Origin of the sequence: Nesterenkonia sp. CL21, from assembly GCF_031705515.1 — a bacterium.
GTDB classification, from domain to species: domain Bacteria; phylum Actinomycetota; class Actinomycetes; order Actinomycetales; family Micrococcaceae; genus Nesterenkonia; species Nesterenkonia aethiopica.
The window spans coordinates 296,879-319,670 of the sequence record NZ_JAUTWR010000003.1 but is presented as its reverse complement, the minus strand read 5'-3'; the positions used below and the strand labels follow the sequence as shown (position 1 = coordinate 319,670).

At 69.0% G+C, this 22,792-nt stretch carries 22 protein-coding genes and 1 tRNA gene; 17 read left to right on the top strand and 6 right to left on the bottom strand.

Going from position 1 to position 22,792, the window contains the following annotated elements:
• Positions 1 to 34: 34 nt before the first annotated feature.
• The 4 genes from Q7C18_RS08085 to Q7C18_RS08070 are packed head-to-tail and all read right to left on the bottom strand — an operon-like array spanning position 35 to position 4,367.
• Positions 35 to 1,183: a bifunctional 2-methylcitrate synthase/citrate synthase gene (locus tag Q7C18_RS08085; RefSeq protein WP_070160798.1), complete on the bottom strand. Its 1,149-nt coding sequence runs from the start codon at positions 1,181 to 1,183 to the stop codon at positions 35 to 37.
• Between the two features lie 33 nt (positions 1,184 to 1,216).
• Positions 1,217 to 2,143: a methylisocitrate lyase gene (prpB, locus tag Q7C18_RS08080; RefSeq protein ID WP_311024914.1), complete on the bottom strand. Its 927-nt coding sequence runs from the start codon at positions 2,141 to 2,143 to the stop codon at positions 1,217 to 1,219.
• Position 2,144: 1 nt separating this feature from the next.
• Positions 2,145 to 3,662, bottom strand: coding sequence for an MmgE/PrpD family protein (locus Q7C18_RS08075; protein ID WP_311024913.1), 1,518 nt, complete (start codon positions 3,660 to 3,662; stop codon positions 2,145 to 2,147).
• 30 nt (positions 3,663 to 3,692) lie between these two features.
• The gene (locus tag Q7C18_RS08070; RefSeq protein ID WP_311024912.1) at positions 3,693 to 4,367 is read right to left on the bottom strand and encodes a GntR family transcriptional regulator; all 675 of its coding nucleotides are present in this window, start codon (positions 4,365 to 4,367) and stop codon (positions 3,693 to 3,695) included.
• Positions 4,368 to 4,549: 182 nt separating this feature from the next.
• Between Q7C18_RS08070 and Q7C18_RS08065 the strand changes: the two genes are divergently transcribed.
• The 10 genes from Q7C18_RS08065 (at position 4,550) to Q7C18_RS08020 (ending at position 14,792) form a co-directional block, all read left to right on the top strand.
• Positions 4,550 to 6,472: an acetate--CoA ligase gene (locus Q7C18_RS08065; RefSeq protein ID WP_311024911.1), complete on the top strand. Its 1,923-nt coding sequence runs from the start codon at positions 4,550 to 4,552 to the stop codon at positions 6,470 to 6,472.
• A 177-nt stretch (positions 6,473 to 6,649) separates the two neighbouring features.
• A complete protein-coding gene (locus Q7C18_RS08060; RefSeq protein ID WP_311024910.1) occupies positions 6,650 to 7,537 on the top strand; it encodes an AAA family ATPase in 888 nt (295 codons plus the stop codon).
• Positions 7,538 to 7,554: 17 nt separating this feature from the next.
• Positions 7,555 to 8,535, top strand: a complete 981-nt coding sequence (locus tag Q7C18_RS08055; protein ID WP_311024909.1) for a ScpA family protein — start codon at positions 7,555 to 7,557, stop codon at positions 8,533 to 8,535.
• Positions 8,528 to 9,184, top strand: a complete 657-nt coding sequence (scpB, locus tag Q7C18_RS08050) for an SMC-Scp complex subunit ScpB (RefSeq protein ID WP_311024908.1) — start codon at positions 8,528 to 8,530, stop codon at positions 9,182 to 9,184. Before Q7C18_RS08055 ends, scpB begins: the two co-directional genes overlap by 8 nt.
• A gap of 44 nt (positions 9,185 to 9,228) precedes the next feature.
• Positions 9,229 to 10,275 carry a pseudouridine synthase gene (locus tag Q7C18_RS08045; RefSeq protein WP_311024906.1) on the top strand — a complete coding sequence of 349 codons (1,047 nt, stop codon included), beginning with the start codon at positions 9,229 to 9,231 and terminating at the stop codon, positions 10,273 to 10,275.
• The gene (locus Q7C18_RS08040) at positions 10,272 to 11,432 is read left to right on the top strand and encodes a prephenate dehydrogenase (protein ID WP_083277580.1); all 1,161 of its coding nucleotides are present in this window, start codon (positions 10,272 to 10,274) and stop codon (positions 11,430 to 11,432) included. The genes Q7C18_RS08045 and Q7C18_RS08040 overlap by 4 nt, the downstream gene beginning before the upstream one ends.
• Positions 11,429 to 12,145, top strand: coding sequence for a (d)CMP kinase (gene cmk, locus Q7C18_RS08035; protein WP_311024905.1), 717 nt, complete (start codon positions 11,429 to 11,431; stop codon positions 12,143 to 12,145). The genes Q7C18_RS08040 and cmk overlap by 4 nt, the downstream gene beginning before the upstream one ends.
• 108 nt (positions 12,146 to 12,253) lie before the next feature.
• Positions 12,254 to 13,798 (top strand): ribosome biogenesis GTPase Der, encoded by a 1,545-nt coding sequence (gene der, locus Q7C18_RS08030; RefSeq protein WP_070160790.1) that lies wholly within the window; start codon positions 12,254 to 12,256, stop codon positions 13,796 to 13,798.
• A gap of 83 nt (positions 13,799 to 13,881) precedes the next feature.
• Positions 13,882 to 13,955, top strand: a tRNA-Pro gene (locus Q7C18_RS08025).
• A gap of 87 nt (positions 13,956 to 14,042) precedes the next feature.
• Positions 14,043 to 14,792 carry an aminoglycoside phosphotransferase family protein gene (locus tag Q7C18_RS08020; protein WP_311024904.1) on the top strand — a complete coding sequence of 250 codons (750 nt, stop codon included), beginning with the start codon at positions 14,043 to 14,045 and terminating at the stop codon, positions 14,790 to 14,792.
• 27 nt (positions 14,793 to 14,819) lie between these two features.
• Here Q7C18_RS08020 and Q7C18_RS08015 read toward each other — a convergent pair whose 3' ends face one another.
• Positions 14,820 to 15,626 carry an AIM24 family protein gene (locus Q7C18_RS08015; RefSeq protein ID WP_311024903.1) on the bottom strand — a complete coding sequence of 269 codons (807 nt, stop codon included), beginning with the start codon at positions 15,624 to 15,626 and terminating at the stop codon, positions 14,820 to 14,822.
• 24 nt (positions 15,627 to 15,650) lie between these two features.
• Complete coding sequence (locus Q7C18_RS08010; protein ID WP_311024901.1) at positions 15,651 to 16,904, bottom strand: prolyl oligopeptidase family serine peptidase; 1,254 nt, start codon at positions 16,902 to 16,904, stop codon at positions 15,651 to 15,653.
• A 133-nt stretch (positions 16,905 to 17,037) separates the two neighbouring features.
• Between Q7C18_RS08010 and Q7C18_RS08005 the strand changes: the two genes are divergently transcribed.
• From Q7C18_RS08005 to Q7C18_RS07975, 7 genes are all read left to right on the top strand, one after another.
• The gene (locus tag Q7C18_RS08005; RefSeq protein ID WP_085437970.1) at positions 17,038 to 17,709 is read left to right on the top strand and encodes an HAD-IA family hydrolase; all 672 of its coding nucleotides are present in this window, start codon (positions 17,038 to 17,040) and stop codon (positions 17,707 to 17,709) included.
• A 38-nt stretch (positions 17,710 to 17,747) separates the two neighbouring features.
• Positions 17,748 to 18,203: a MarR family winged helix-turn-helix transcriptional regulator gene (locus tag Q7C18_RS08000; RefSeq protein WP_083277546.1), complete on the top strand. Its 456-nt coding sequence runs from the start codon at positions 17,748 to 17,750 to the stop codon at positions 18,201 to 18,203.
• A gap of 132 nt (positions 18,204 to 18,335) precedes the next feature.
• Positions 18,336 to 18,587: a hypothetical protein gene (locus Q7C18_RS07995; RefSeq protein ID WP_311024899.1), complete on the top strand. Its 252-nt coding sequence runs from the start codon at positions 18,336 to 18,338 to the stop codon at positions 18,585 to 18,587.
• Positions 18,588 to 18,593: 6 nt separating this feature from the next.
• Positions 18,594 to 19,295 (top strand): PhnD/SsuA/transferrin family substrate-binding protein, encoded by a 702-nt coding sequence (locus tag Q7C18_RS07990; RefSeq protein ID WP_311024941.1) that lies wholly within the window; start codon positions 18,594 to 18,596, stop codon positions 19,293 to 19,295.
• 10 nt (positions 19,296 to 19,305) lie between these two features.
• Positions 19,306 to 20,085, top strand: a complete 780-nt coding sequence (phnC, locus tag Q7C18_RS07985) for a phosphonate ABC transporter ATP-binding protein (RefSeq protein ID WP_070160551.1) — start codon at positions 19,306 to 19,308, stop codon at positions 20,083 to 20,085.
• A 5-nt stretch (positions 20,086 to 20,090) separates the two neighbouring features.
• Complete coding sequence (phnE, locus tag Q7C18_RS07980) at positions 20,091 to 21,848, top strand: phosphonate ABC transporter, permease protein PhnE (RefSeq protein ID WP_311024898.1); 1,758 nt, start codon at positions 20,091 to 20,093, stop codon at positions 21,846 to 21,848.
• Entirely contained in the window at positions 21,845 to 22,729 is an 885-nt protein-coding gene (locus Q7C18_RS07975; RefSeq protein WP_311024897.1) for an inositol monophosphatase family protein, read from the top strand. The genes phnE and Q7C18_RS07975 overlap by 4 nt, the downstream gene beginning before the upstream one ends.
• The last annotated feature ends 63 nt before the right edge of the window (positions 22,730 to 22,792 follow it).

Genomic DNA, 22,792 nt, shown 5'->3' with positions numbered 1-22,792 from the left:
CCCCATTCGTCTCACCGACCCGCTGAACGGAGCCTCATAGGCTCCGCTCAGCGGGTCCGTTGTAGGCGCTCAGCGGGCGGATCAGCGCATTGGAGGCTCGCTGCTCCATGATGTGGGCCGTCCAGCCGGTGATGCGGGAGGCGATGAACAGCGGAGTGAACATCTCGGTGTCGAAGCCCATGAGGTGGTAGGTGGGGCCCGCCGGGTAGTCGAGGTTGGGCTTGATGCCCTTGGCCTCGTCCATCGCCGCCTCGAGCCCGTCATAGAGGCCCATCAGCTCACCGCGGCCGTAGTGCGCGACCATGGCGTCCAGGGCCTTCTTCATGGTGGGGACCCGTGAGTCGCCGTTCTTGTACACCCGGTGGCCGAAGCCCATGACCTTGCGCTTCTCGGCGAGCGCCTGCTCCATCCAGGCCTTCGCGCGCACCGCGGCGTCGGCCTGCGTCTCGGCGGTGTCGATGCCGATCTCCTCGAAGGTGTGCATCACGGCCTCGTTGGCTCCCCCGTGCAGGGGGCCCTTGAGGGCGCCGATCGCCGCGGTGACCGCCGAGTGCAGGTCCGCCAGGGTGGAGGTGACCACCCGGGCGGTGAAGGTGGAGGCGTTGAAGGAGTGCTCGGCATAGAGCACCATCGAGACCCGGAACGCGTCGACCACCTCGGGCGCCTGCTCCTGTCCGAAGGTCATCCACAGGAAGTTCTGGGAGTAGTCCAGGTCGTCACGCGGCTCTACGGCGGCCAGACCCCGACGGCGGCGCTGGTCATAGGCGACCACTGCGGGGAACGCCGCAAAGAGCGCCTTGGCCTTGGCCAGCTCCACTTCGGGGGAGGAGTCCTCGGCCTGCGGGTGGCGCGCACCCAGCACGGAGACCGCGGTGCGGCCCACGTCCATCGGGTGACAGTCGGTGGGCAGCAGGTCGACGGCGGCCTTGACCTGGGGGTCCAGGGCGCGGTGCGAACGTTCGAAGGCGAGGAACTCGTCCCGTTCAGCTTCCGTGGGCAGCTCACCGGTCCACAGCAGCAGGGCCACCTCCTCGAAGGAGAGCTGAGCGGCCAGCTGCTGGACGGGGTAGCCGCGGTAGAGCAGCGAGTTGGTCTCCGGGTTGACCTTGGAGATGGCGGTGTGGTCGGCGACCACGCCTGCCAGTCCCTTGCGGATCTGCTCGGCGTCGTGGTTCTCGGACATCGGTGACCTCCTCAGGTCAGTGGTGGGTCCCGCTCAGTGGTCGGTGCCGCTCGGGGAGTGTACGTCCGGCACCTCGAAGTTGAAGATGCCGGTGTCGAAGGTGTTGTACGCCTCGTAGTCGACCAGCTCGTAGAGCCGGGCGCGGGTCATCATCTCCGCCACGGCGGGCTCCTGGGTGCCGTGGGCGGCCAGGGTGTCCAGCGTGCGTTCGATCGCGCCCATCGCCGCGCGCAGCGAGGTGACCGGGTAGATGATCATCGCCACGCCGGCGTCGGCGAGCTGCTGCCGGGTGAACAGCGCGGACTTGCCGAACTCGGTCATGTTGGCCAGCACCGGGACGTCGACGGCGGCGCAGACGGCCTCGAATTCGCTGAGGTCCTTCATCGCCTCGGGGAAGATGGCGTCGGCTCCGGCGTCGATCAGCGCCTTGGCACGGTCGATGGCGGCGTCGAGCCCTTCGACCGCGCGCAGGTCGGTGCGCGCCATGATGAGGAAGTCCTCGTCCCGACGTCCTTGGGCGGCGGCGGCGATCCGGCGGGTCGCGGTCTGCAGGTCCACCATGTTCTTGCCGTCCAGGTGACCGCAGCGTTTCGGGTTGAACTGGTCCTCGATGTGGCAGCCGGCCAGTCCGGCGTCCTCGAGCTCCTGGACGGTGCGGGCGACGTTCATCGGTTCGCCGAAGCCGGTGTCGGCGTCGACCAGGGCCGGCAGGTTCGTGGCGCGGGCGATCTGCCCGGCCCGGTGGGCCACGTCGGTGAGCGTGGTCAGCCCGACGTCGGGCAGGCCCAGTTCGTTGGCGAGCACGGCCCCGGAGATGTAGACGCCGTCGAACCCCTTCTCCTCGATCAGCGGGGCCGAGAGAGGGGTGAAGGTGCCGGGGAACTGCCGGGCCGCACCCGGGGCGAGCATCTCGCGCAGGGCACGGCGCTTCTGCTGCGCAGTGGTGGTGGAGTACAGCATCTCAGAGGATCCCCTTCGGCGCCTCGGTGGGGTCGATGACTCCGTCGGCGGCCTGGAGGTTGAGCTGGTGGAGCTCGCCGGCGGGCAGCGATTCGAGTCGCTGGACGACGTCCAGGAAGCGCTCGATCTCGTCGTCGGCGATGACGCCCGCGGCCAGGGTGCGGAACTTGTCGATGTACTGCTCCCGGGCGAAGGGGCGGGCGCCCAGCGGGTGGGCGTCGGCGACGGCGATCTCATCGGTGATGGTGCGCCCGTCGGTCAGCCGGATCTCCACGGACCCGCCGAAGGCCTTCTCCGCGATGTCCAGGGAGTGGTAGCGGCGGGTCCACTCCGGGTCCTCCTCCGTGGTGACCTTGTGCCAGAGCGCCACCGTGTCCTCACGGCCTGCGCGCTCAGGGGCATAGGAGTCCACGTGGTGCCAGGCCCCGTCCTGCAGCGCGACGGTGAAGATGTAGGGGATCGAATGGTCCAGCGTCTCGCGGGAGGCGGTGGGGTCGTACTTCTGCGGGTCGTTGGCGCCCGAGCCGATCACGTAGTGGGTGTGGTGGCTGGTGCGGATCAGGATGGACTCGACGGCGTTCGGGTCCGTGGCCTCGGGGTGCTGCTGGTGCAGCTTCCGGGCCAGGTCGATCCAGGCCTGGGCCTGGTACTCGGCCGAGTGTTCCTTCGTGTAGGTGTCGAGGATGGCGCGCTTGGCCTCGCCGGTGGCGGGCAGCGGCACCTCGTAGCGGGCCTCCGGGCCGTCCAGCATCCAGGCGATGACGCCGTCCTCGCCTTCGTAGATCGGCACCGGCGAGGTCTGGCCGCGCATGGCCCGGTCCACGGCTTCGACGGCCATCTTCCCGGCGAAGGCGGGGGCGTGGGCCTTCCAGGTGGAGATCTCGCCCTTGCGGGACTGACGCGTGGCGGTGGTGGTGTGCAGAGCTTGGCCGACGGCCTGGAAGATCGTCTCGGCGTCGAGGCGCAGCAGGGTGCCGATGCCGGCGGCCGCGGAGGGGCCGAGGTGGGCGACGTGGTCGATCTTGTGCTGGTGCAGGCAGATGGCCTTGACCAGGTCGACTTGGATCTCGTAGCCGGTGGCGATGCCGCGGATCAGCTCGGGGCCGGAGCGCCCCGTGTGCTGGGCCACAGCCAGGATGGGCGGGATGTTGTCGCCCGGGTGCGAATAGTCGGCCGCCAGGAACGTGTCGTGATAGTCCAGCTCACGCACGGCGACGCCGTTGGCCCAGGCCGCCCATTCGGGGCTGGTCCGCTCCGTGATGCCGAAGACGGAGGCCCCTGCACCGTTGGCGGAGACGGGCTGGTCGAGGGCCTGGGAACGGGCGGCGACGATGGGGGCCCGGTTCAGGGAGGCGACCGCGACCGAGGCGTTGTCGATGATGCGATTGATCACCATGTCGGTGACCTCCGGATCCACGGACACCGGGTCGACGGCGACCTGCGCGATCTTCCAGGCCAGCTGGTCCTCGCGGGGCAGGTTCTCCTCGCTGCGGTAGACGCGCACGCTGTGGGTGATCATGGGCTGACGTTCCTCTCCGATGGGTGATTCTCAGGTCTGGGGTGACTCGGCGGGGGACGCGGCCCGGCCGGTGATGTAGGCCAGGCTGCGCCGCAGGTGGATGAGCATGGCGGCCGCGGCGGTGTCGGGGTCGCCGGAGGCGATGGCGCTGCACACGCTCCGGTGCTCGCGGGCGGACTCGGTCAGGCGGGCGGGTTCGTCCCGGGCCAGGCGACGCACTCGGACGAGATGGACGCGCAGACTGCGCAGCATGCCCGTGAGGTAGGGGTTGTCCACGGCCTCCGCGACGGCGTCGTCGAGCTCCTCGGCGAGGTCGTAGTAGCGCGCCTCCTGGTCCTCGGGAACGGCGCCGGCGGCGGAGCTCAGCGCCTCCTCGGCCTGGGCGAACCGCCGGGCCAGTGCGGTGAAGCGCTCCGGGTCGCCGCGTTGGGCCGCCAGCCGAGCGGCCTGCATCTCCAGCGGCAGGCGCAGTTCGAAGAGCAGATCGACGTCGCCCAGGGAGACGGAGCTGACCACGGTGCCCCGGCCCTGGGCCTGGTCCGCCAGGCCGTCGGCGGTGAGCCGGGACAGCGCCTCCCGCACCGGGGTGCGAGAGACTCCGAGGCGCTCGGACTGCTCGACCTCGCCGAGGACCGTCCCCGGGGCGAGGGCGCCGTCGAGGATCTCCTCGCGCAGGCGTCGGTAAGCACGGTCACTGGCACGCATACCGGAAGTGTATACACAGATGGCGGTTCAGGGCGATGATTCACGGTCGATTCGACGATGCCGCGCACTTGTGTATACACAGGCCTTCACAAGATGTGATCGGCGTCATAGTCTGGCAGGGTGCCACGCAGCGCCGGGCGGGGAATCGAGCAGAGGACGGATCATGGATCAGGAGGAGCACCATGGGAGCTGAGCGCACAGTGCCGGGCGGTTATCGGGATGTCCACCGTCGATCGCTGCGCGACCGCGAGGACTTCTGGCTGCACGCGGCCCGGTGCGTCGACTGGGACCGGATGCCGGACCAGGCTCTGGACGATTCGGCGGCACCGATCCACCGCTGGTTCCCCGACGGCAGGCTCAATCTGAGCCGCAACTGCCTGGACCGCCACCTGGAGGCGGGCCGCGGCGACCAGGTCGCCCTGATCCACGATTCGGCGGTCACCGGCACGGTGCGCCGCTACACCTATGCGGAGCTCACCGAGGAGGTGGCCCGAGCCGCCGGGATGCTCGCCGGTCTCGGCGTCGGTGCCGGAGACCGGGTGATCATCTATCTGCCGATGATCCCGCAGGCTCCCATCGCGATGCTCGCCTGCGCCCGGCTCGGGGCAGTCCATTCGGTGGTCTTCGGCGGGTTCGCAGCTCAGGAGCTGGCGTCCCGCATCGACGACTCCTCCGCCGACGTCGTGCTCACCGCCAGCGGCGGGATCGAGCCGTCCCGGCGGGTGGAGTACCTGCCCACTGTGGCGGAGGCGATCAGCCTGGCGCAGCATCCGGTCCGTGAGGTCGTCGTCCAGCACCGGGACGGGTTCTCCCACAGCATGGCGGACGTCGCGGGGGACTCGACCGCCCGCTGGCAGGACTGGGAGCGGCTCTCGGCCCAGGCGACCTCGGCGGGACCTGTTCCCGTGGCCGCCACCGACCCGCTGTACATCCTCTACACCTCCGGGACGACGGGACGCCCCAAGGGGGTGGTCCGGGATCAGGGCGGCACGGCAGTGGCGCTGAGCTGGTCCATGTCCGCTGTCTTCGACGTCGGCCCCGGGCAGACCATGCTGACCGCCTCCGACGTCGGGTGGGTGGTGGGGCACTCCTACATCGTCTACGGTCCTCTGCTGGTCGGCGCCACCACGGTGCTCTACGAGGGCAAGCCGGTGGGGACGCCCGACGCCGGGGCCTTCTGGCGGATGGTGGAGGAGCACCGGATCTCCGCGCTGTTCACCGCACCGACGGCGCTGCGCGCCATCCGCAAGGCGGACCCGGAGGCAGCTCTGGTGGGCGACCATGACATCTCCTCGCTGCAGCACCTCTTCGCCGCCGGCGAGCGGCTCGATCCGGACACGCAGCGGTGGATCGGAGAGGCCCTCGGAGTCCCGGTGATCGACAACTGGTGGCAGACCGAGACGGGATGGCCCATCGCGGCGAACCCCGTCGGCATCGAGCCCCTGCCGATCAAAGAGGGCTCGGCGACCCTGCCCATGGCGGGCTACGACGTCGTCATCCTCGGCGCTGACGGGCAGGAGCTGCCACCGGGGGAGGAGGGCAACATCGCCCTGCGTCTGCCGATGCCTCCGGGCACGCTGCCCACCCTGTGGGGGGACGACCAGCGCTACATCGACTCCTACCTGTCGGCCTTCCCCGGCTTCTACGCCACGGGGGACTCCGGCTGCCTCGACGAGGACGGCTACCTGTTCGTCATGGGCCGGACCGACGATGTCATCAATGTGGCCGGTCACCGTCTCTCCACCGGGGCGATCGAGGCCGCCGTCGCCTCGCACCCTGCGGTGGCCGAATGCGCCGTCATCGGTGTGGCCGACGATCTCAAGGGCCAGCGGGCCGCCGGCTATGTGGTGCTCAAGACCGGGTACGAGCGGGACCCGGAGCTCCTGCGCGAGGAGCTGACCGACCTGGTGCGGCGGACCATCGGGCCGGTGGCCGACTTCAAGGACGTCGCCGTGGTGCCCGGGCTGCCGAAGACCCGCTCCGGGAAGATCCTGCGCAGAACGATGCGGCAGATCGCCGACGACGAGGAGCCTCAGGTGCCCTCCACGATCGAGGACCGGGCGGTGCTCGACGAGCTCGTCCCGGTGCTGCGTCGCAGTCGGTGAGGCATGGCTCGCGGAGCCGGTGAGGGTCGTCCTTCAATCTCGGGATGAACAGTCGGCGTGTGGTCGACGCCGCCGCAGGGGTAGTCTGGTCGGGTTGTCGAGCCGACGACGCCCCCGGACAGGGCCCCGACGGTGCGACCGACCAGACGACGGCGTGACGGAGAAGCGAGGGAGTCAGTGAGCAACGACCAGCCGACCGAGCTCTTCACCATCCACGGTGAGGCGATCATCGGCCCCACCGGCCGTCCCAAGCATGAGTTCCCCGTCCCGAGTCCTCTCGAGGGCACCGGGCCGGCCCGCACCATCGCGATGGTGAACCAGAAGGGCGGGGTCGGCAAGACCACTTCGGCGATCAACCTGGGCGCCGCGCTCGCCGAGTACGGGCGTCGGGTGCTCATGGTCGACTTCGACCCGCAGGGCGCCCTCTCCGCCGGTCTCGGCACGAGCCCGCACGAGCTGGAGACCTCCGTGTACAACGTGATCATGGAGCGTGAGGTCACCGCACGGGACGCCATCCTCACCACCCACGTGCCCGGAGTGGACCTGCTGCCGGCCAACATCGACCTCTCCGCCGCGGAGGTCCAACTGGTCAACGAAGTCGCCCGCGAGCAGGTCCTCGAACGGGCCCTGCGCCAGGTGCGGGACGACTACGACGTCATCATCATCGACTGCCAGCCGTCCCTGGGGCTGCTGACCGTCAACGCCCTGACCGCCGCGCACGGGGTCATCATCCCGCTGGTGGCCGAGTTCTTCGCGCTGCGCGCCGTGGCACTGCTGGTGGACACCATCGAGAAGGTCCAGGACCGGCTCAACCCGGACCTGGAGATCGACGGCGTGCTGGCCACCATGGTGGACACCCGCACCCTGCACAGCCGGGAGGTCATCTCCCGGATCGTGGAGGCCTTCGGGGACAAGGTCTTCGAGACGGTCATCAAGCGCACGGTCAAGTTCCCCGACGCCACGGTCGCCGCCGAACCCATCACCTCCTACGCCCATAAGCATGAGGGCGCCAAGGCCTACCGCCAGCTGGCCCGGGAGCTCGTGGTCCGCGGCGGCGCGCCCTGACCTCTGCGGAGCAGCCGGTGAGCGAGACCAGCCCGCAGCCGGACGCCCGGTCCGGCGTCACGAGCATGGATGTCGAGAGCGCGGCAGAGCTCGAGGGCACCAGCGGGTTCACCGTCTCGCTGGAGAACTTCGACGGCCCCTTCGACCTGCTGCTCGGGCTCATCGCCAAACGGCAGATGGACGTCACCACGGTGGCCCTGGCCGCCGTGACCGACGAGTTCGTGGCCTATGTGCGGAAGCTCTCCGCCGATGCCGGCGCCGCCGAGGGGACCTTCAGCCCCCAGGCGCTGGACGAGTCCTCCCACTTCATCCTGATCGCCGCCACGCTGCTGGACCTCAAGGCCGCCCAGCTCCTGCCCAGCGGAGAGGTGGAGTCGGAGGAGGACATCGCCGCTCTGGAGGCCCGCGACCTGCTCTTCGCGCGCCTGCTGCAGTACCGGGCGTTCAAGGAGATCGCCTCCCACGTGCGGGCCACGCTCGATGAGAACGCCGACCGACACCCGCGCCACCCCGGCACGGATCCCCAGCTGGCGGGGCTGCTTCCCGAGCTGGTCTGGCGCACCACGCCGGAGGATCTGCGCGCCATCGCCGAAAAGGTCTTCGCCCGGCCCGCCATGGAGCCCGACGACGTCCGACTCGAGCATCTCCACGCCCACGCGGTGAACGTGCGCGATGAGATGGCGACCATGACCGGCATGCTGCGGCAGGGCGGCACGCTGAGCTTCTCTGAGCTGGTGCGCGACGCCGAGAATCGGCTGGTCGTCGTCGTGCGCTTCCTGGGACTGCTGGAGCTCTTCCGGGACCGCGACGTGGAGCTGAGCCAGGACTCTCCGCTGGGGGAGCTGAGCGTGACCTGGTCCGGCTCGGCGCAGGGTGAGACCGAGGCCGCCCAGCGGGCTGCGGCAGAGTGGGACGATGCGGCGGACGGCGCCGCGGAGAGCCCGGGCCCCGGGGATGAGGACATGAGACCGACGGACGAGGAGCACCACGATGGCTGACCCGGAGCAGCACAGCGAGCCGGGAACGGCGCCTGGGGTCCGGGAGGCTGACCCTGCGCTGGAGTCCTCCACCGACGCTCAGCTCGTTGCCCATGAGGACTTCTTGGCCGCAGTGGAGGCGGTGCTCATGGTCACGGAGGAGCCGGTGACACCGGCCGAGCTGGCGGCCGCCGTGAAGATCCCCGAACACCAGGTCGTGTGGCTGCTCGACGAACTGCGGGCCGAGGCTGACGGGCACGAGGGAGGACGGCGTCGGGGTTACGAGCTGCGCGAGGTCGCCGGCGGCTGGCGCTACTACTCCCGGATGGACTACGCGGACCAGGTCTCGGCCTTCGTGCTGGGCGGGCAGACCGCTCGGCTCTCCCAGGCCGCGTTGGAGACCCTGGCGATCATCGCCTACCGGCAGCCGGTGGCGCGCTCGCAGGTGGCCGCCATCCGCGGCGTCAATGTCGACGGGGTGGTGCGCACGTTGGTCCACCGGGGCCTGATCGACACGGCCGGCACCGACCCGGTCACCGGCGCGACCCTGTACACCACCACGCGCATGTTTCTGGAGAAGCTGGGGGTGGACACCCTGGAAGAGCTGCCTCAGCTGTCTCCCCATCTGCCGGGTGTGGAGGCGGCCGAAGAGCTTGCCGAGGACGGCTGAACCGCCGGGCGTCCCGGTTTGCGCACGCCCGTAGAATGGAGCCCATGACTTCTTCCGGGAAGCGCCGTCGGGCGCCCAGAGAGCCGCGCGCGGCGCGGGCCCCTCGCACACCCCGGGCGGGGGAGTCCGGCGGGCCCTTCGCCGGTGAGGATCCCCAGCGGCTCATCTCCTCGGAGCCCCGGCGCGCCAAGCCGCGCCTGAGCGAGGCGGAGGAGAACTTCGCTGCGGTGCATGACTCTGACGGTGTGCGCCTGCAGAAGGTGCTCGCGCAGGCCGGCGTCGCCTCTCGTCGCGTGTGTGAGGACCTCATCGCCGAAGGGCGTGTGGAGGTCGACGGGCGGGTCGTCGTCGAGCCGGGTGTGCGGGTGCTGCCGGAGAAGGTCACCATCCACGTGGACGGAGTGCGCCTCAGCCTCGATGTGACGCATCGCTATGTGATGTTCAACAAACCTGCCGGTGTGGTGACCACCATGACTGACCCCCAGGGAAGGCCCTGCATCGAAGACCACCTCGACGCCTCCATGAAGGCGGCGCGGCTGGTGCATGTGGGACGCCTGGACCGGGAGACCGAAGGGCTGCTGCTGCTCACCAACGACGGCGAGCTTGCCCATCGGCTGACCCACCCCTCCTACGAGGTCCCCAAGACGTACCTCGTGGAGGTCCGGGGCAAGGTGCCCCGCTCGCTGGGACGCACCCTCACCGAGGGGATCGCGCTCGAAGATGGTCCCATCGCGGTGGACGCGTTCCGGGAGATCGCCAGCGCCCAGGGGCGCAGCATGGTGGAGGTCACGCTGCACTCCGGGCGGAACCGGATCGTCCGCCGCATCTTCGAACAGGTGGGACACCCGGTGACGCGCCTGGTGCGCACCGCCATCGGGGAGATCACCATCGGCGACCAGCCCCAGGGCACGGTGCGGGACCTGGGTGCCCGGGAGCTGGGGCATCTGATGGACCTGACCAGCGCGCCGCCGCCCTCCGGGCAGGGGACGTCGAAAGGCAAGCAGGATCAGCAGGACTCGACGACGCAGCAGGCCCCGACGAGCCGGACGCACCGTGGTGCCGGCCATCGCGGGCGAGGAGGACATCGGTGAACCCCCTGAGCACGACACCCGACGCCGGTCGGGAGACCCCGCGCGTGCTGATCCGCGGCACTGGCCTGCTCGGTGCCAGCATCGGCATCGGCCTGCGCGCAGATGGGCACGAGGTGCAGCTCTCCGACCCGTCCGGCACCGCCGAGGCGATCGCTCGGGACATCGGGGCCGGGTCCATCCGAGAGGTCGGGGATCCCGACCCCGAGATCGTGGTGATCGCGGCTCCGCCCGAGGTCGTCGCCGAGGAGGTCGCCGACGCTCTGGTGGAGTTTCCGCAGGCCGTGGTCCTCGACGTCGCCTCCGTGAAGGCTGAGATCCTGCGCGCGCTGCGCGAGCTGGCCGACGGCCGTGCCCACGAGGTGACACCGGTTGACCTGACCCGCTATGTGGGCACCCATCCGATGGCCGGACGCGAGCAGTCCGGTCCTGTGGCGGCTCGTGGCGAGCTGTTCACCTCGATGCCGTGGGTCATCTCTCCGGCCCAGGATCCGGCGACCGGGGAGCAGGTGCCCACGCAGGCGGCCGTGGCCTGGGCGGAGGAGGTCGCCCGCCGCTGCGGCGCGACCGTCCACTACATGGACCCGCAGGAACATGACGACTCGGTCGCCCTGATCTCGCATCTGCCGCAGATCGCGGCCTCCCTGGTGGCCTCCCGGCTGCAGGATGCTCCCACCTCGGCGCTGGCACTGGCGGGCAATGGTCTGCGGGACGTGACGCGGATCGCCGCCTCGGACCCGAATCTGTGGGTGCAGATCCTCTCTTCCAACGCCGCCCCGGTGGTGGAGATCCTGCACGGGCTGCGCGACGACGTCGCGCGTCTGATCCGCACGCTCGAGGACCCCCGTGCCCCGGGCGGCCAGGCGGACATCGCCCAGCTGATCTCCGAGGGCAACTCGGGGCGGGCCCGGGTGCCCGGCAAGCACGGGGCGCCTCCGCAGTCGTTCGCCCGACTCATCGTCATCGTCGATGACCGTCCAGGTCAGATCGCCGCGGTGCTCAACGATGTGGCGAAGGTCGGGGTCAATGTGGAAGACATGCGCATGGACCACTCCGCCGGCCATCAGGTGGGTATGGTGGAGCTGTCCGTGCTGCCCGGCCGCCGTGATGAGCTGGCCGAGGCGCTCACCCACTTCGGATGGAAGGTGGTCCAGTCATGACGGCAGGCGCGGCCGATCGCACCGTCACCGGTGCATCAGATCCTCACGCGCAGGGGCGGCGTCTCATCATCGCGGTGGACGGCCCCTCCGGATCCGGCAAGTCCAGCGTGTGTCGGGCCGCCGCCCGGCGCCTGGGGGCGGCCTACCTGGACACCGGCGCCATGTACCGGGCGGCCACCTGGTACTGCCTGGACCGCGGCGTGGACCTCGACGACGAAGCCGCCGTCGCCGTCGCCGTGGAGGAGCTGCCGCTGACGATCTCCACCGACCCGGACCATCAGACCGTCACAGTGGGTCAGTGCGACGTCACGCAGAGCATCCGGGAGGCGCGGATCTCCGAGAGCGTCTCGGAGATCTCCACCAACCGGGCGGCCCGAGCCCTGCTGGTGGCCGCCCAGCGCCGGATCATCGATCAGGCGGGATTCGTCGTGGCCGAAGGCCGGGACATCACCACCGTGGTGGCCCCGGACGCTCAGGTGCGGGTGCTGCTGACCGCCTCCGCGGAGGTCCGGCTGGCGCGCCGAGGGCTGCAGATGGGCGGGGGCCAGTCCGCCGAGGCGCTGCAGCGTCAGGTGCTCGCCCGGGATGCCCGGGACTCCACGGCGGTGAACTTCACCGAGGCCGCCGACGGCGTCGCCGTGCTCGACTCCTCGGACCTGACCTTCGAGGAGACCGTGGAGGCCCTGGTCTCCCGTGTGAAGTCGGTCCGCTGACCTCTCGCCCCGCCGGCGTCGACCCGACGCCCGTCCGATGTGGCCCCGTGCCGCACACATTCATCAGAGAACTCCGCCCCGGCGGAACCCCCACCACCAGGAGCAGCAATGGCCCGACACGATGACGAGACCCTCCAGGGCGCCGAGGAGTTTGCTCCCGCTGTCGAGGACGACCGCCTGGCCGAGCGGCTCGCCGCGATCACCGACGAGGAGGCGGAGGCCCGGGCCGCTGCGCTGCGCGCGGGCCTGCAGGACTACGAGCTCGACGACGAGGACTCGGCGCTGCTCAGCGATGCGGACTTCGGCGAGGAGGCGATGCCCTTCGTGCCCGCGCCCCCGGTGCTGGCGATCGTGGGGCGCCCGAACGTGGGCAAGTCCACCCTGGTGAACAGAATCATCCGCTCCAAGCAGGCTGTCGTAGAGGATGTTCCCGGGGTGACCCGGGACCGGGTCTCCTACGACGCCGAATGGAACGGCAAGGACTTCACGATCGTGGACACCGGCGGCTGGGAGCAGGACGCCCGGGGGATCCACCGGCAGGTGGCCGACCAGGCGGAGGTCGCCGTGGACGAGGCGGACGCCGTGCTCTTCGTCGTCGACGGACTGGTGGGTGCCACGGCGGTGGACGAGGCCGTGGTGCGGATGCTGCGCCGCAAGAAGAAGCCCGTCCTGCTGGCCGCCAACAAGGTGGACTCCGAGGCCCAGATGGCCGAGGTCTACGCCCTGTGGAACCTGGGTCTGGGCGAGCCGTACCCGGTCTCGGCGCTGCACGGCACCGGCACCGGTGACCTGCTCGACGCCGCGGTGAAGGCTCTGCCGGACACCGCCCAGCACGGGGGACTGGTGCCGCTGGGCGGGCCGCGCCGTGTGGCACTGGTGGGGCGGCCGAATGTGGGGAAGTCCTCCCTGCTGAACAAGCTCGCCGGATCCGAGCGTGTGGTCGTCGACGACGTCGCCGGCACCACCCGAGACCCCGTGGACGAGCTGGTGGAGCTGGGCGGCGAGACCTGGCGATTTGTGGACACGGCGGGCATCCGACGTCGTCAGCACATGGCGCAGGGCTCGGAGTACTATGCGATGCTGCGCACCCAGCGCGCCCTGGACAAGGCGGAGGTCGCCGTCGTGCTCCTGGCGGTGGACGAACCGATCTCTGAGCAGGACGTGCGCATCGTGCAGCTGGCGGTGGACTCCGGCCGGGCGCTGGTGATCGCCTACAACAAGTGGGACCTGCTCGACGACGAGCGTCGGTACTACCTGGAGCGGGAGATCCAGCGGGATCTGGGGCATGTCTCCTGGGCTCCGCGGGTCAACGTCTCGGCGCAGACGGGCTGGCACAAGGACAGACTGGCGCCGGCGCTGGAGACGTCGCTGACGAACTGGGGGCAGCGGATCCCCACCGGGCGGCTCAACGCCTTCCTCGGTGAGCTCGTGGCGGCCCACCCGCATCCGGTGCGCGGCGGCAAGCAGCCGCGCATCCTCTTCGGCACCCAGCCCTCGAGCCGGCCGCCGAAGTTCGTGCTGTTCACCACCGGCTTCCTGGACCCCGGATACCGGCGGTTCATCATGCGTCGGTTGCGGGAGACCTTCGACTTCACGGGCACCCCGATCGAGATCTCCATGCGCGTGCGGGAGAAGCGGCGCAAGAAGAAGTGAGGGCCGAGACACCCGCTGCCGATGCGGCATCCGGCCCTGAGTTGTTGTAGACTCTTCTGGTGGCCGGAACGGCCACGACGAATCGGGATGTGGCGCAGTTTGGTAGCGCACACGACTGGGGGTCGTGGGGTCGCAGGTTCAAATCCTGTCATCCCGACCGATCACGAGAGCCCCGGCGAGGACCACCTCGCCGGGGCCCTCGTGCGTCCAGCTGCGAAGCCGAACCTCTGCAAGAATGGCCGGCATGGCTGAGGTCGAGGTCGTCGTCGCGCACAGGCAGCGTGCCACCCTGCGCGTGGGGGACGTCTTTCTGAAGATCGACGGGGACCCGGCGCACGCCGAGGTCGAGATCCGGGCGATGGCCAGGGCGCCGATTCCCACCCCACGGATCCTCTGGCATGAGCCGCCGGTGCTCGCCATCGCTGCCGTGCCGGGTGCAGCACTTGGAGTCCTCGGAGAGCCTTCGCCGGCGTCGCGGCAGGCGTGGGCCGCGGCGGGAGCCGCCGTCCGCAGACTGCACGAGGCGCCGTTGCCGCCGTGGCCGGGTCGCCGACTCGAGGACGTGGCGGACCAGCTCGACCGTGAATGTGCATGGCTGCTCGACACTGGTGTGCTGCCTGCCGAGGTGGTCCGGCGGAACCGGGAGATCGCCGAGCCTGCACTGAGACCCCGGAGGCCGGTGTTCATCCACGGTGACCTTCAGCTCACCCACGTCTTCGTCCACGCTGATGAGGTCACCGGCGTCATCGACTGGTCCGAGGCCGCCCCCGGCGACGCCATGTTCGACCTCGCCATCCTGACGCTCGGGCATGAGGAACGTCTCGATGATCTGCTCGTCGGCTACGGCACCGCCGACGTCGACCGTGAGGTGATCCGCGCCTGGTGGTCACTGCGCAGCCTGACGGCGTCGCGCTGGCTCATCGAGCATGGCTTCGATCCGGACGCCCCGGGGTGCGAGTTCGACGTGCTGCGGGCCCGGATGGACGACTCCTGACCCGCAGGTCCCACTCGAAGAGGCCGGTCAATCTCGGGCGCGGACGATGACATGTCCGGCGCCGCTCAGCGTCAACCAGACGGGCTCCGGTTCGGGCCTCAGGTTGAGCCGAGGGATGAACTGCAGCAACCACTTGACGCCTCGAATCGTGGTCTGGCGTGTGTAGTCCTCCGGCACGGAGATGTCGATCCCCTGTGTGAAGGCCAGCAGTGCGTCTCCCTCCACCCGGAGAGGCTCATCCTCGTGGACCTCCACCACGACCGTCTCACCAGGTGTCGCCGTGGCGAGCGTTCCGCTGCCCCGTATCAGCCAGGCGAAGGTGGTGTCGCGTACCGCCGCCATCGACAGCGGGATCGCCTCCTCCAGCGAGGACGTCAGTCCTGCATCGTGGGCCAGGACCTCCTGGGGCGAGAGCACCACCAAGGTGGCCTCCTGGAGCTCGAACAGGGAGATGTCTCCGCCTCGCCGCCCGAGCCACAGCATGCCGTCCCCGCTGGCCGTATGCGTCTTGAGGTTCCCCGTCAGCGTGAGGCCTCCGGCGACGTCGATGTCGATGCTCCGGGCCAGCCGACGGCGGAAGCGCCTGTCGCGGGCGGAACGGCCCCACCCCTTGTCTTTGAGCTGCCGACGCAGGTCGGCGTCGATGTCCTGCTGCTCATGGTGCAAGGTCAGCGCTCCTCGTTGGGCGAGGATGCGTCTCCTGCTCACCAACACCGGGTGCTCCGGCGTCACGCGGACGCCCAGGATGTGCTGCGCCGCAGGGCACAAGGCCCTGTCGGTGTCATGGGAAAGAGCTCGCAGCTGGGGAATGGTCGGGGGATCGGGGTCGGTCATCTCCACCTCGCTCCGGCAGGGGCTTCAGCGTGACTGGTCGGCCATCCACTCCCACAGGGAGACCCCGTCATATGTGGGGTCGTTCTGTGCGGTGTAGATCCAGGAGAAGTGTCCTGGGTAGTCGACCCCACGGAATGACACCTCATCATAGAGGCTCAGGATCGAGTCCGGCAGCAGGTCATGGGCCCACATACTGGTCTCCTCCGCGGGCACCACGGGGTCATCAGTGGAATTGATGAACCAGGTGGGGGTGTCTGCGAGCCGGGAGATGTCCTCCTCGTCCACGCGCCGATCCTCGGCTCCGGTCGTGGTGTAGGCCGGACACGTGATCACAGCCGAGGCGAAGTCATCAGGGAAGGCGGAGATCAGCACCGTGGCCATGTAGCCGCCCGCGGAGGCCCCCATGACATGGATGCGGTCGGTGTCGATGCGCTCCCGTCCGGCGACCTCGTCGATCAGGTCTCGCAGCTGCTGAGCGTAGTCGGCTGACGGCGTCTCGTACCAGGTGTCCGGGACCTGTGGGGCCAGCACATAGGCGCCGTCGAAGATCTCCTGCGCCTCAGGGGTCGCCGGGCCGACCGCGCCACGGTTCGCCCGCAGCTGCGGCTCATTGTCGTAGAAGCCTCCGTGCCCGCCTTCGCCGTTGCCGTGGAGCCAGACGATCAGGGGCTTCTGGTCCCGGCCGGGGGCGGGGCGGGACAGTCGATAGTTCACTCCCGTCGAGGAGACTCCCGTGTCGAAGGCATCGACCTCCGGACTGACGAGTTCGCCCTGTTCCAGCGCACTGAAGGTCACCTCGCGCCCCGTGCGCAGCCTCAGGGGTTCCTCCTGCTCCACCGTGTAGTCCAGGTCCAGGGTGATGTTGCGACCTGCAGGGTCGAGATACCCCAGCGTGGCCCCGCCTGGGAGGTCGAACGCTGTCTCCAGGTCGAGCTGGATGTCGCCGGACGGGGTCAGCTGCGCGTCGGTCACCGCGCGTTCCTCCGCGTACACGGTCTGCTCCTCGCCCATCAGATCGACGTCGTCGGGATACCGGGCTTCAGCGTGGACGGTGAACGTGGAGGTGGTGAGGGACTCTTCGTCCAGCGGTCTCAGGCGGTGTCCGTCGATCGTCACGGAGGTCACCTGCTCGCCGCCGTCCAGGACATCCGCCTGCAGAGTGAACTGCGCCTGGGGAGAGTGGCCGGGCGGTCCGTCCGGCGGCTCGGCCGCAGCGGGCGAGACGGATAGGGTGGTGATGACCGTCGCTGCCATCAGCGCCGTCGCCCGGGTCTTCATGATGCGCTCCTCATCTGGATGCCGAGACGCCCTTCGGGCGCCGTTCGCACCTTATGATCTGCATCACACAGGATCAATCGCCGTCCAGAAGGTGAGACCAGGGTGATGTCCGTCGTCGACCCCAGGAGCTTTCATGGCCACCTCCGGTTCCCCGTCCGCCAGAACCTTCCACGCCGCCCTGCTGGACATGGACGGAACGCTCGTGGACTCGCGCGCGGTGGTGGAGAAGCTCTGGCTGCGCTGGGCGCGGCGGCATCAGCTCGACCCGGAGCTCGTGCTCCGGACCGTCCACGGCCGGCAGGGGCAGGAGAGCATGGCCATGCTTCTGCCTGGCCGGCCTCAGGAGGAGAATCTGCGGGAGAACCGCGAGATGCTCGCCACTGAGGCGGTCGATGCCGACGGGGTCGTCGCGATCGCGGGAGCCTCTGCTCTCCTGGGCGCACTGGAGGGCCTTCCTCATGCGCTGGTGACCTCGGCGGATGCCCGATTGGCGGCCGCCCGAATGGGTGCGGCGGGGCTGCGGATGCCTGATCTGCGGGTCACTGCGGAAGATGTCACGGCCAGCAAGCCCTCGCCGGAGGGCTTCCTGAAGGCGGCGGAGAAGCTGGGAGTCGCCCCGGCGGAGTGTGTGGTCTTCGAAGACTCGCAGGCAGGGGTCGAGGCTGGGGTCGCTGCCGGCATGGCGGTCCTCGGCGTCGGATCTCATGCCGCGGAGTATGAGCCCGCGTGGGCGGTGGAGGACCTGACACAGATCGTGGTGGAGCCGGCGCCGCGACATGATGCCTTCCAGCTGCTTCTGCCCTGACCCAAGCGGAAGTCCGGTGCCCGACTAGAGTGGTGCCCATGGTGGCCACTGCTCAGACTTCCCGTTTTCCGATGGCCGGCGACATCGGCTGGCTCATGAATCGGCTGAACCAGCTGCGGGCCGACCGGCTGCGCACGCTGCTGGAGCCCCTGGGGCTGAGCGCCCGGTCGGCAGCGATGCTGACGGCGGTGGCGAGCCTGCCGCAGCCCGTGGCGCAGTTCGAGGTCTGCCGTGCCCTGGTGCTGGATCAGGCCAGTGTGGCGATCATCGCTGATGCCCTCCAGAAGGACGGGCTCATCGAGCGGGTCAGGGACGCCCGTGACCGACGGCGCTATGCCATCACCCTCACCGAGGCCGGTGCGGAGCTTCAGCGCCGTTGCGCCGACATGTCTCGGGTCGCTGAGGATGAGCTGGTGGCGGGGCTTCCTGACGGTGACATCGACACCCTGCGGGGGCTGCTGACGGAGCTGGCCACACGCCGCGGCATCATCTGACCAGGGCGGATCTGCGTCCTGCCAGTCTCTGGTAGACCGTCTCTTGACCTCGTGACCTGTATCACTTTATAGTCCTAATAGTTTGTAGTACAAACTCTTGGATCATCAGCACCGGATGAGAGGCAGAGCATCATGGGACACAGGGGACACATCATGCGCTGGACGGCAGGGGCCGCCGTCGCGGCGCTGGGGCTGACGGCCTGCGGGGCCGGAGACGACGGCGGCGACGCGGGAGACGGCGGCACCTTGAACTTCGGGGTCGTTCCGTTGGAGACGGCGACCGAGACCCTCGACAACTGGAGCTTCTTCATCGACAAGTTCGAGGAGGAGACCGGCTACCAGATCGAGCTCTTCGAGGCGACGGATCCGGCCGCCGTGATCTAGGCGACCATCGCCGGGGACCTGGACTTCGTCCAGCTGGGGCCGTTCGCCCAGTGGATCGCACGAGACAACGGCGCCCAGCTCGACACCGTGGGCGCGACGGCTCCGGACGAACAGGGTCCGCGCAACGAGGCGGTGGCCGCCGTCCGGGCCGACTCCGGGATCGAGGACATCACGCAGCTCGCCGGAGAGGACATCTGCTTCATCTCACCCGGATCCGCCACTGGCTATCTCTTCGGAGCAGCCGCCTTCCTGAGCGAAGGGATGGATCCGGAACGTGACGTCAACGGCATCTTCGTCGGTGACCACGCCTCGGCGGCCCGGAGCATGTACGACGGCGAATGCGCCGCAGTATTCACCCACCGCGAGTACGCCGAGGTCATCTTCTTCGACGACAACGACAACGACGACGTCGAGCCCGGAGCCCTGGACATCATCTGGCGGGACGAGGTGCCGGAAGGTGGAATCTCCGTCTCCACGGAGATCGACGAGGAGCTGCAGACGATGATCACCGAGACCATCCTGGAGCTCAACGGAGATGCCATCTACGAGCGCGGCGAGTGCCCTGACGATCTGCAGGCCGAAGGTGAGACCGGGGACTTCTGCCGGGTCATGGGCCAGTTCTGGGGGATCGTCTCCGAGGACGAGTCCTACTGGGAGCCGATCGCAGAGGTCTGCGAGCTCACCGATGCCCCGGCCTGCCAGAGCTGAAGGAGCGACGATGACGAACAGCTCGAGTGACCTCGCGGTCAGCCTGCGGGGGATCACCAAGGAGTTCAATGACGGTGAGGTTCTGGCGCTGCGCGGGATCGACCTGGACGTCCCGCGGGGTCAGAAGCTGGTGCTGATGGGGCTCTCGGGGTCGGGGAAGTCGACCACGCTGCGGGTGCTGAACCGGCTGCATGATCCGACCTCCGGGGAGATGACGGTGCTCGGTGAGGACCCGATGGCGATGTCGGCCCGTCAGCTGCGCCGGTTCCGACAGCGGGTGGCGTTCGTGTTCCAGCACTTCAACCTGGTGGGTCGGCTGACCGCGCTGGAGAACGTCATGGCCGGAGCGCTGGGCACACTGCGGGGACCCCGGTACGGGGTGATGACCTATCCCAATGCGATGCGCCATGAGGCCCTGGCTCAGCTGGAGCGGGTCGGGCTCGGGGACCAGGCCTTCCAGAAGGCCGGCACGCTCTCGGGCGGGCAGCAGCAGCGGGTCGGCATCGCGCGGGCACTGTTCCAGAAGCCCGAGCTGGTGCTGGCCGACGAGCCGGTGGCCTCCCTGGATCCGGAGTCGTCTCGGCAGATCATGGAGCTGCTGCTGAAGGTCTGTGAGGAGGACGGGCTGACGGTGATCTGCAGTCTGCACCAGGTGGAGCTGGCCATCGAGTGGGCTGACCGGATGGTGGGCCTGCGCCATGGAGAGATCGTCTTCGACCGGGATGCCTCCCAGATCACGATCGCAGATGCCTCGACCATCTATGCCAGCACTGATCCGGAGGCGGCATGAGTGTGATGGAGACTGTGCGTCCGCGGGTGCTGCGGCCGCCCAAGGACAAGAAGCGACGGCGTCTGCAGCTGGTCGGTCTGGCGGTGATCGCGCTCTTCGGGGTGGCGCTCTGGCAGACCGGGTTCACGCCCTGGAACGTGTGGGGCCGGATGGATTCGGTGGTCAATCTGATCGATCGGATGATGCCGCCCAGTTTCGTGGACTGGCAGCGCTACGTCGTCGCCGTCATCGAGACGCTGTGGATGGTGCTGGCGGGTACGGCCATCGCCCTGGTGCTGGCGGTGCCGGTCTCGGCGCTGGCGGCGCGGAACATCACCACCGGGCCGGTGGCGTACAACATCTGTCGATTCATCATCACCTTGACCCGTGCGGTGCCTTCTCTGGTGTTCGCCCTGATCTTCGTCCGAGCCATCGGTGTGGGGCCCACTGCCGGGGTGTTGGCGATGGGGATCAGCTCGATCGGGATGATCGGGAAGTTCTTCGCGGACCGGATCGAAGAGATCGACATGGGAATCGTGGAGGCCAGTCGGGCCTCAGGCGCCACCCGGATCCAGACCTTCTTCTCGGCGGTGCTGCCGCAGGTGATGACCAACTGGATCTCGCTGTCGCTGTACCGGATCGACATCAACCTGCGCAGCGCGGTGATCCTGGGCTTCGTCGGTGCTGGTGGCATCGGTCTGGAGCTGCAGCGGGTCCAGGGACAGATGGTCTACGCCCGGGTGATGGCCATTGCGATCATCATCTTCGTCCTGGTGCTGCTCACGGAGCGGCTCTCCGCGATGGCGCGAGCCGCTGTGCTGGGCCGCGAGGCTCCAGCCAAGGAGAATCCCTTCTCCCTGCGTGCGATGTATCGAGGTCTCACTGCCCGCCGCGCGGGACGCGGCGGCGCTGCGCCCCTCGGCGCCGCTCAGGCTGGTGCCAGGGATGCGGATCTGCAGCGCGCGCGCACACCTGCCTGGCGTCGGCCCAAGGCCGAAGGCCGTATCAGTGTGGGCTGGGACGTCTTCCGGCTGCGGCGCTGGATCATGGGCGTCTCCGCGGTGGTGCTGACGGTCGGCAGCTTCGTGCTGCTGGGCTTCGGCCCGGTGCAGCTCATCGCCGCGATCCAGGACATCGTGCCCTATGTGGTGAGCATGTTCCCGCCGGACTTCGTCACCAACTTCACGCGCCATCTGGATCTGATGCTGGAGACCATCTGGATGGCATTGGCCGCCACCGTGCTGGGGCTGATCATCTCGCTGCCGATCGGGATCCTGGGGGCGAAGAACGCGACCTTCCATCCGATCGCGGAGAAGCTGGCCCGGTTCTCCACCGTCGTGGTCCGGGGCATGCCGGAGCTGATCATCGCGGTGCTGCTGGTGGTCGCCTTCGGGATGGGACCGCTGGCCGGGGTGCTGGCCCTCACCATCGGATCCATCGGACTGGCCGGAAAACTCATCGCCGACACGATTGAGGACACCGACCTGTCGAAGCAGAACGAAGCTATGCGAGCTGTGGGTTCGAGCTGGCTGCAACGCACGGTGACCTCCACGATCCCGACGGTGATGCCCGGGATCGTCGGGGTCGGGCTCTATATGTTCGACGTCTTCGTCCGAGCGGCCACGGTGATGGGCATCGTCGGAGCCGGCGGCATCGGGCTCGCACTGGATGCCTCGATCAGGGGCCGGCAGATGGATCAGACCCTGGCCCTGATCATCATGATCTTCATCACCGTCTATGCCACGGAGAGATTCTCCGGCTGGCTCAGGAGGCAGATTCTGTGACACATACTCACCACGACGGCGCGACGGACGACTCGCTGGGTCTGGCCCGCATCGCCCGGCGCGCGGCCGAAGCTGTGGCCGATGACATTCGGCAGGCTTTCACTGAGACGGTCGAGGTCGAGCACAAGACCTCGGAGTTCGATCCGGTCACCGAGGTCGACCGATCCTCGGAGCGTCGGATCCGGGAGATCCTGGCGGAGGCGACTCCGCACGCGGCCATCGCCGGAGAGGAGTTCGGTGCCACGGAGCCGACCGATTCCGTCGGTTCTGCGTCCCTGCGGTGGCATATCGATCCCATCGACGGCACCCACAACTTCATCGCGGGGATCCCCTACATCTCCACCTCGGTGGCCGCCGAGGTGGAGGGGGTGATCGTGGCCGGTGCAGTGCATGACCCCTTGCGGCGCGAGACCTTCTGGGCTTCCGACGATCAGGCGTGGGTCGACGACTCCGTGCTGGCCTCGGCGGCCGAGGATCCCGGGCGGCCCGGAGTGCTGACCTCGCAGCCCTTCCAGGGGCTGCGCTCCACCGGGGCCGAGCTCGAAGAGCTTGTGGAGATCTGCCGCAGCTTCGGGATCGTCCGGAATCCGGGGTCGTTCGCCCTGCAGGTCGCTCACGTGGCCGCGGGTCGGGCCAGCGGGGCCTTCGAACTCACCGGTGCGGCACCGTGGGACATCGCTGGGGGGATTGCGGTGGCCCAGGCCACGGGATGCACCCACCTGCGGCTGGGGCAGGCTCCGCCAGGGTTCGGGGACTGGGCCAGCCACTCCTACCTGATCACCCGCGATCCCGCCAGGGCTGCTGAGATCGGCCCCCGCCTGGCCCGTCTCATGGCCCACGGCGAGGTGCCGGAGGTGTTCGCCAAGTTCATGGCGATCTGACTCAAGCAGACACGCTCGGCTCAGGCAGGCTCTGAGGCCCGGTCCCATCACGGGGCCGGGCCT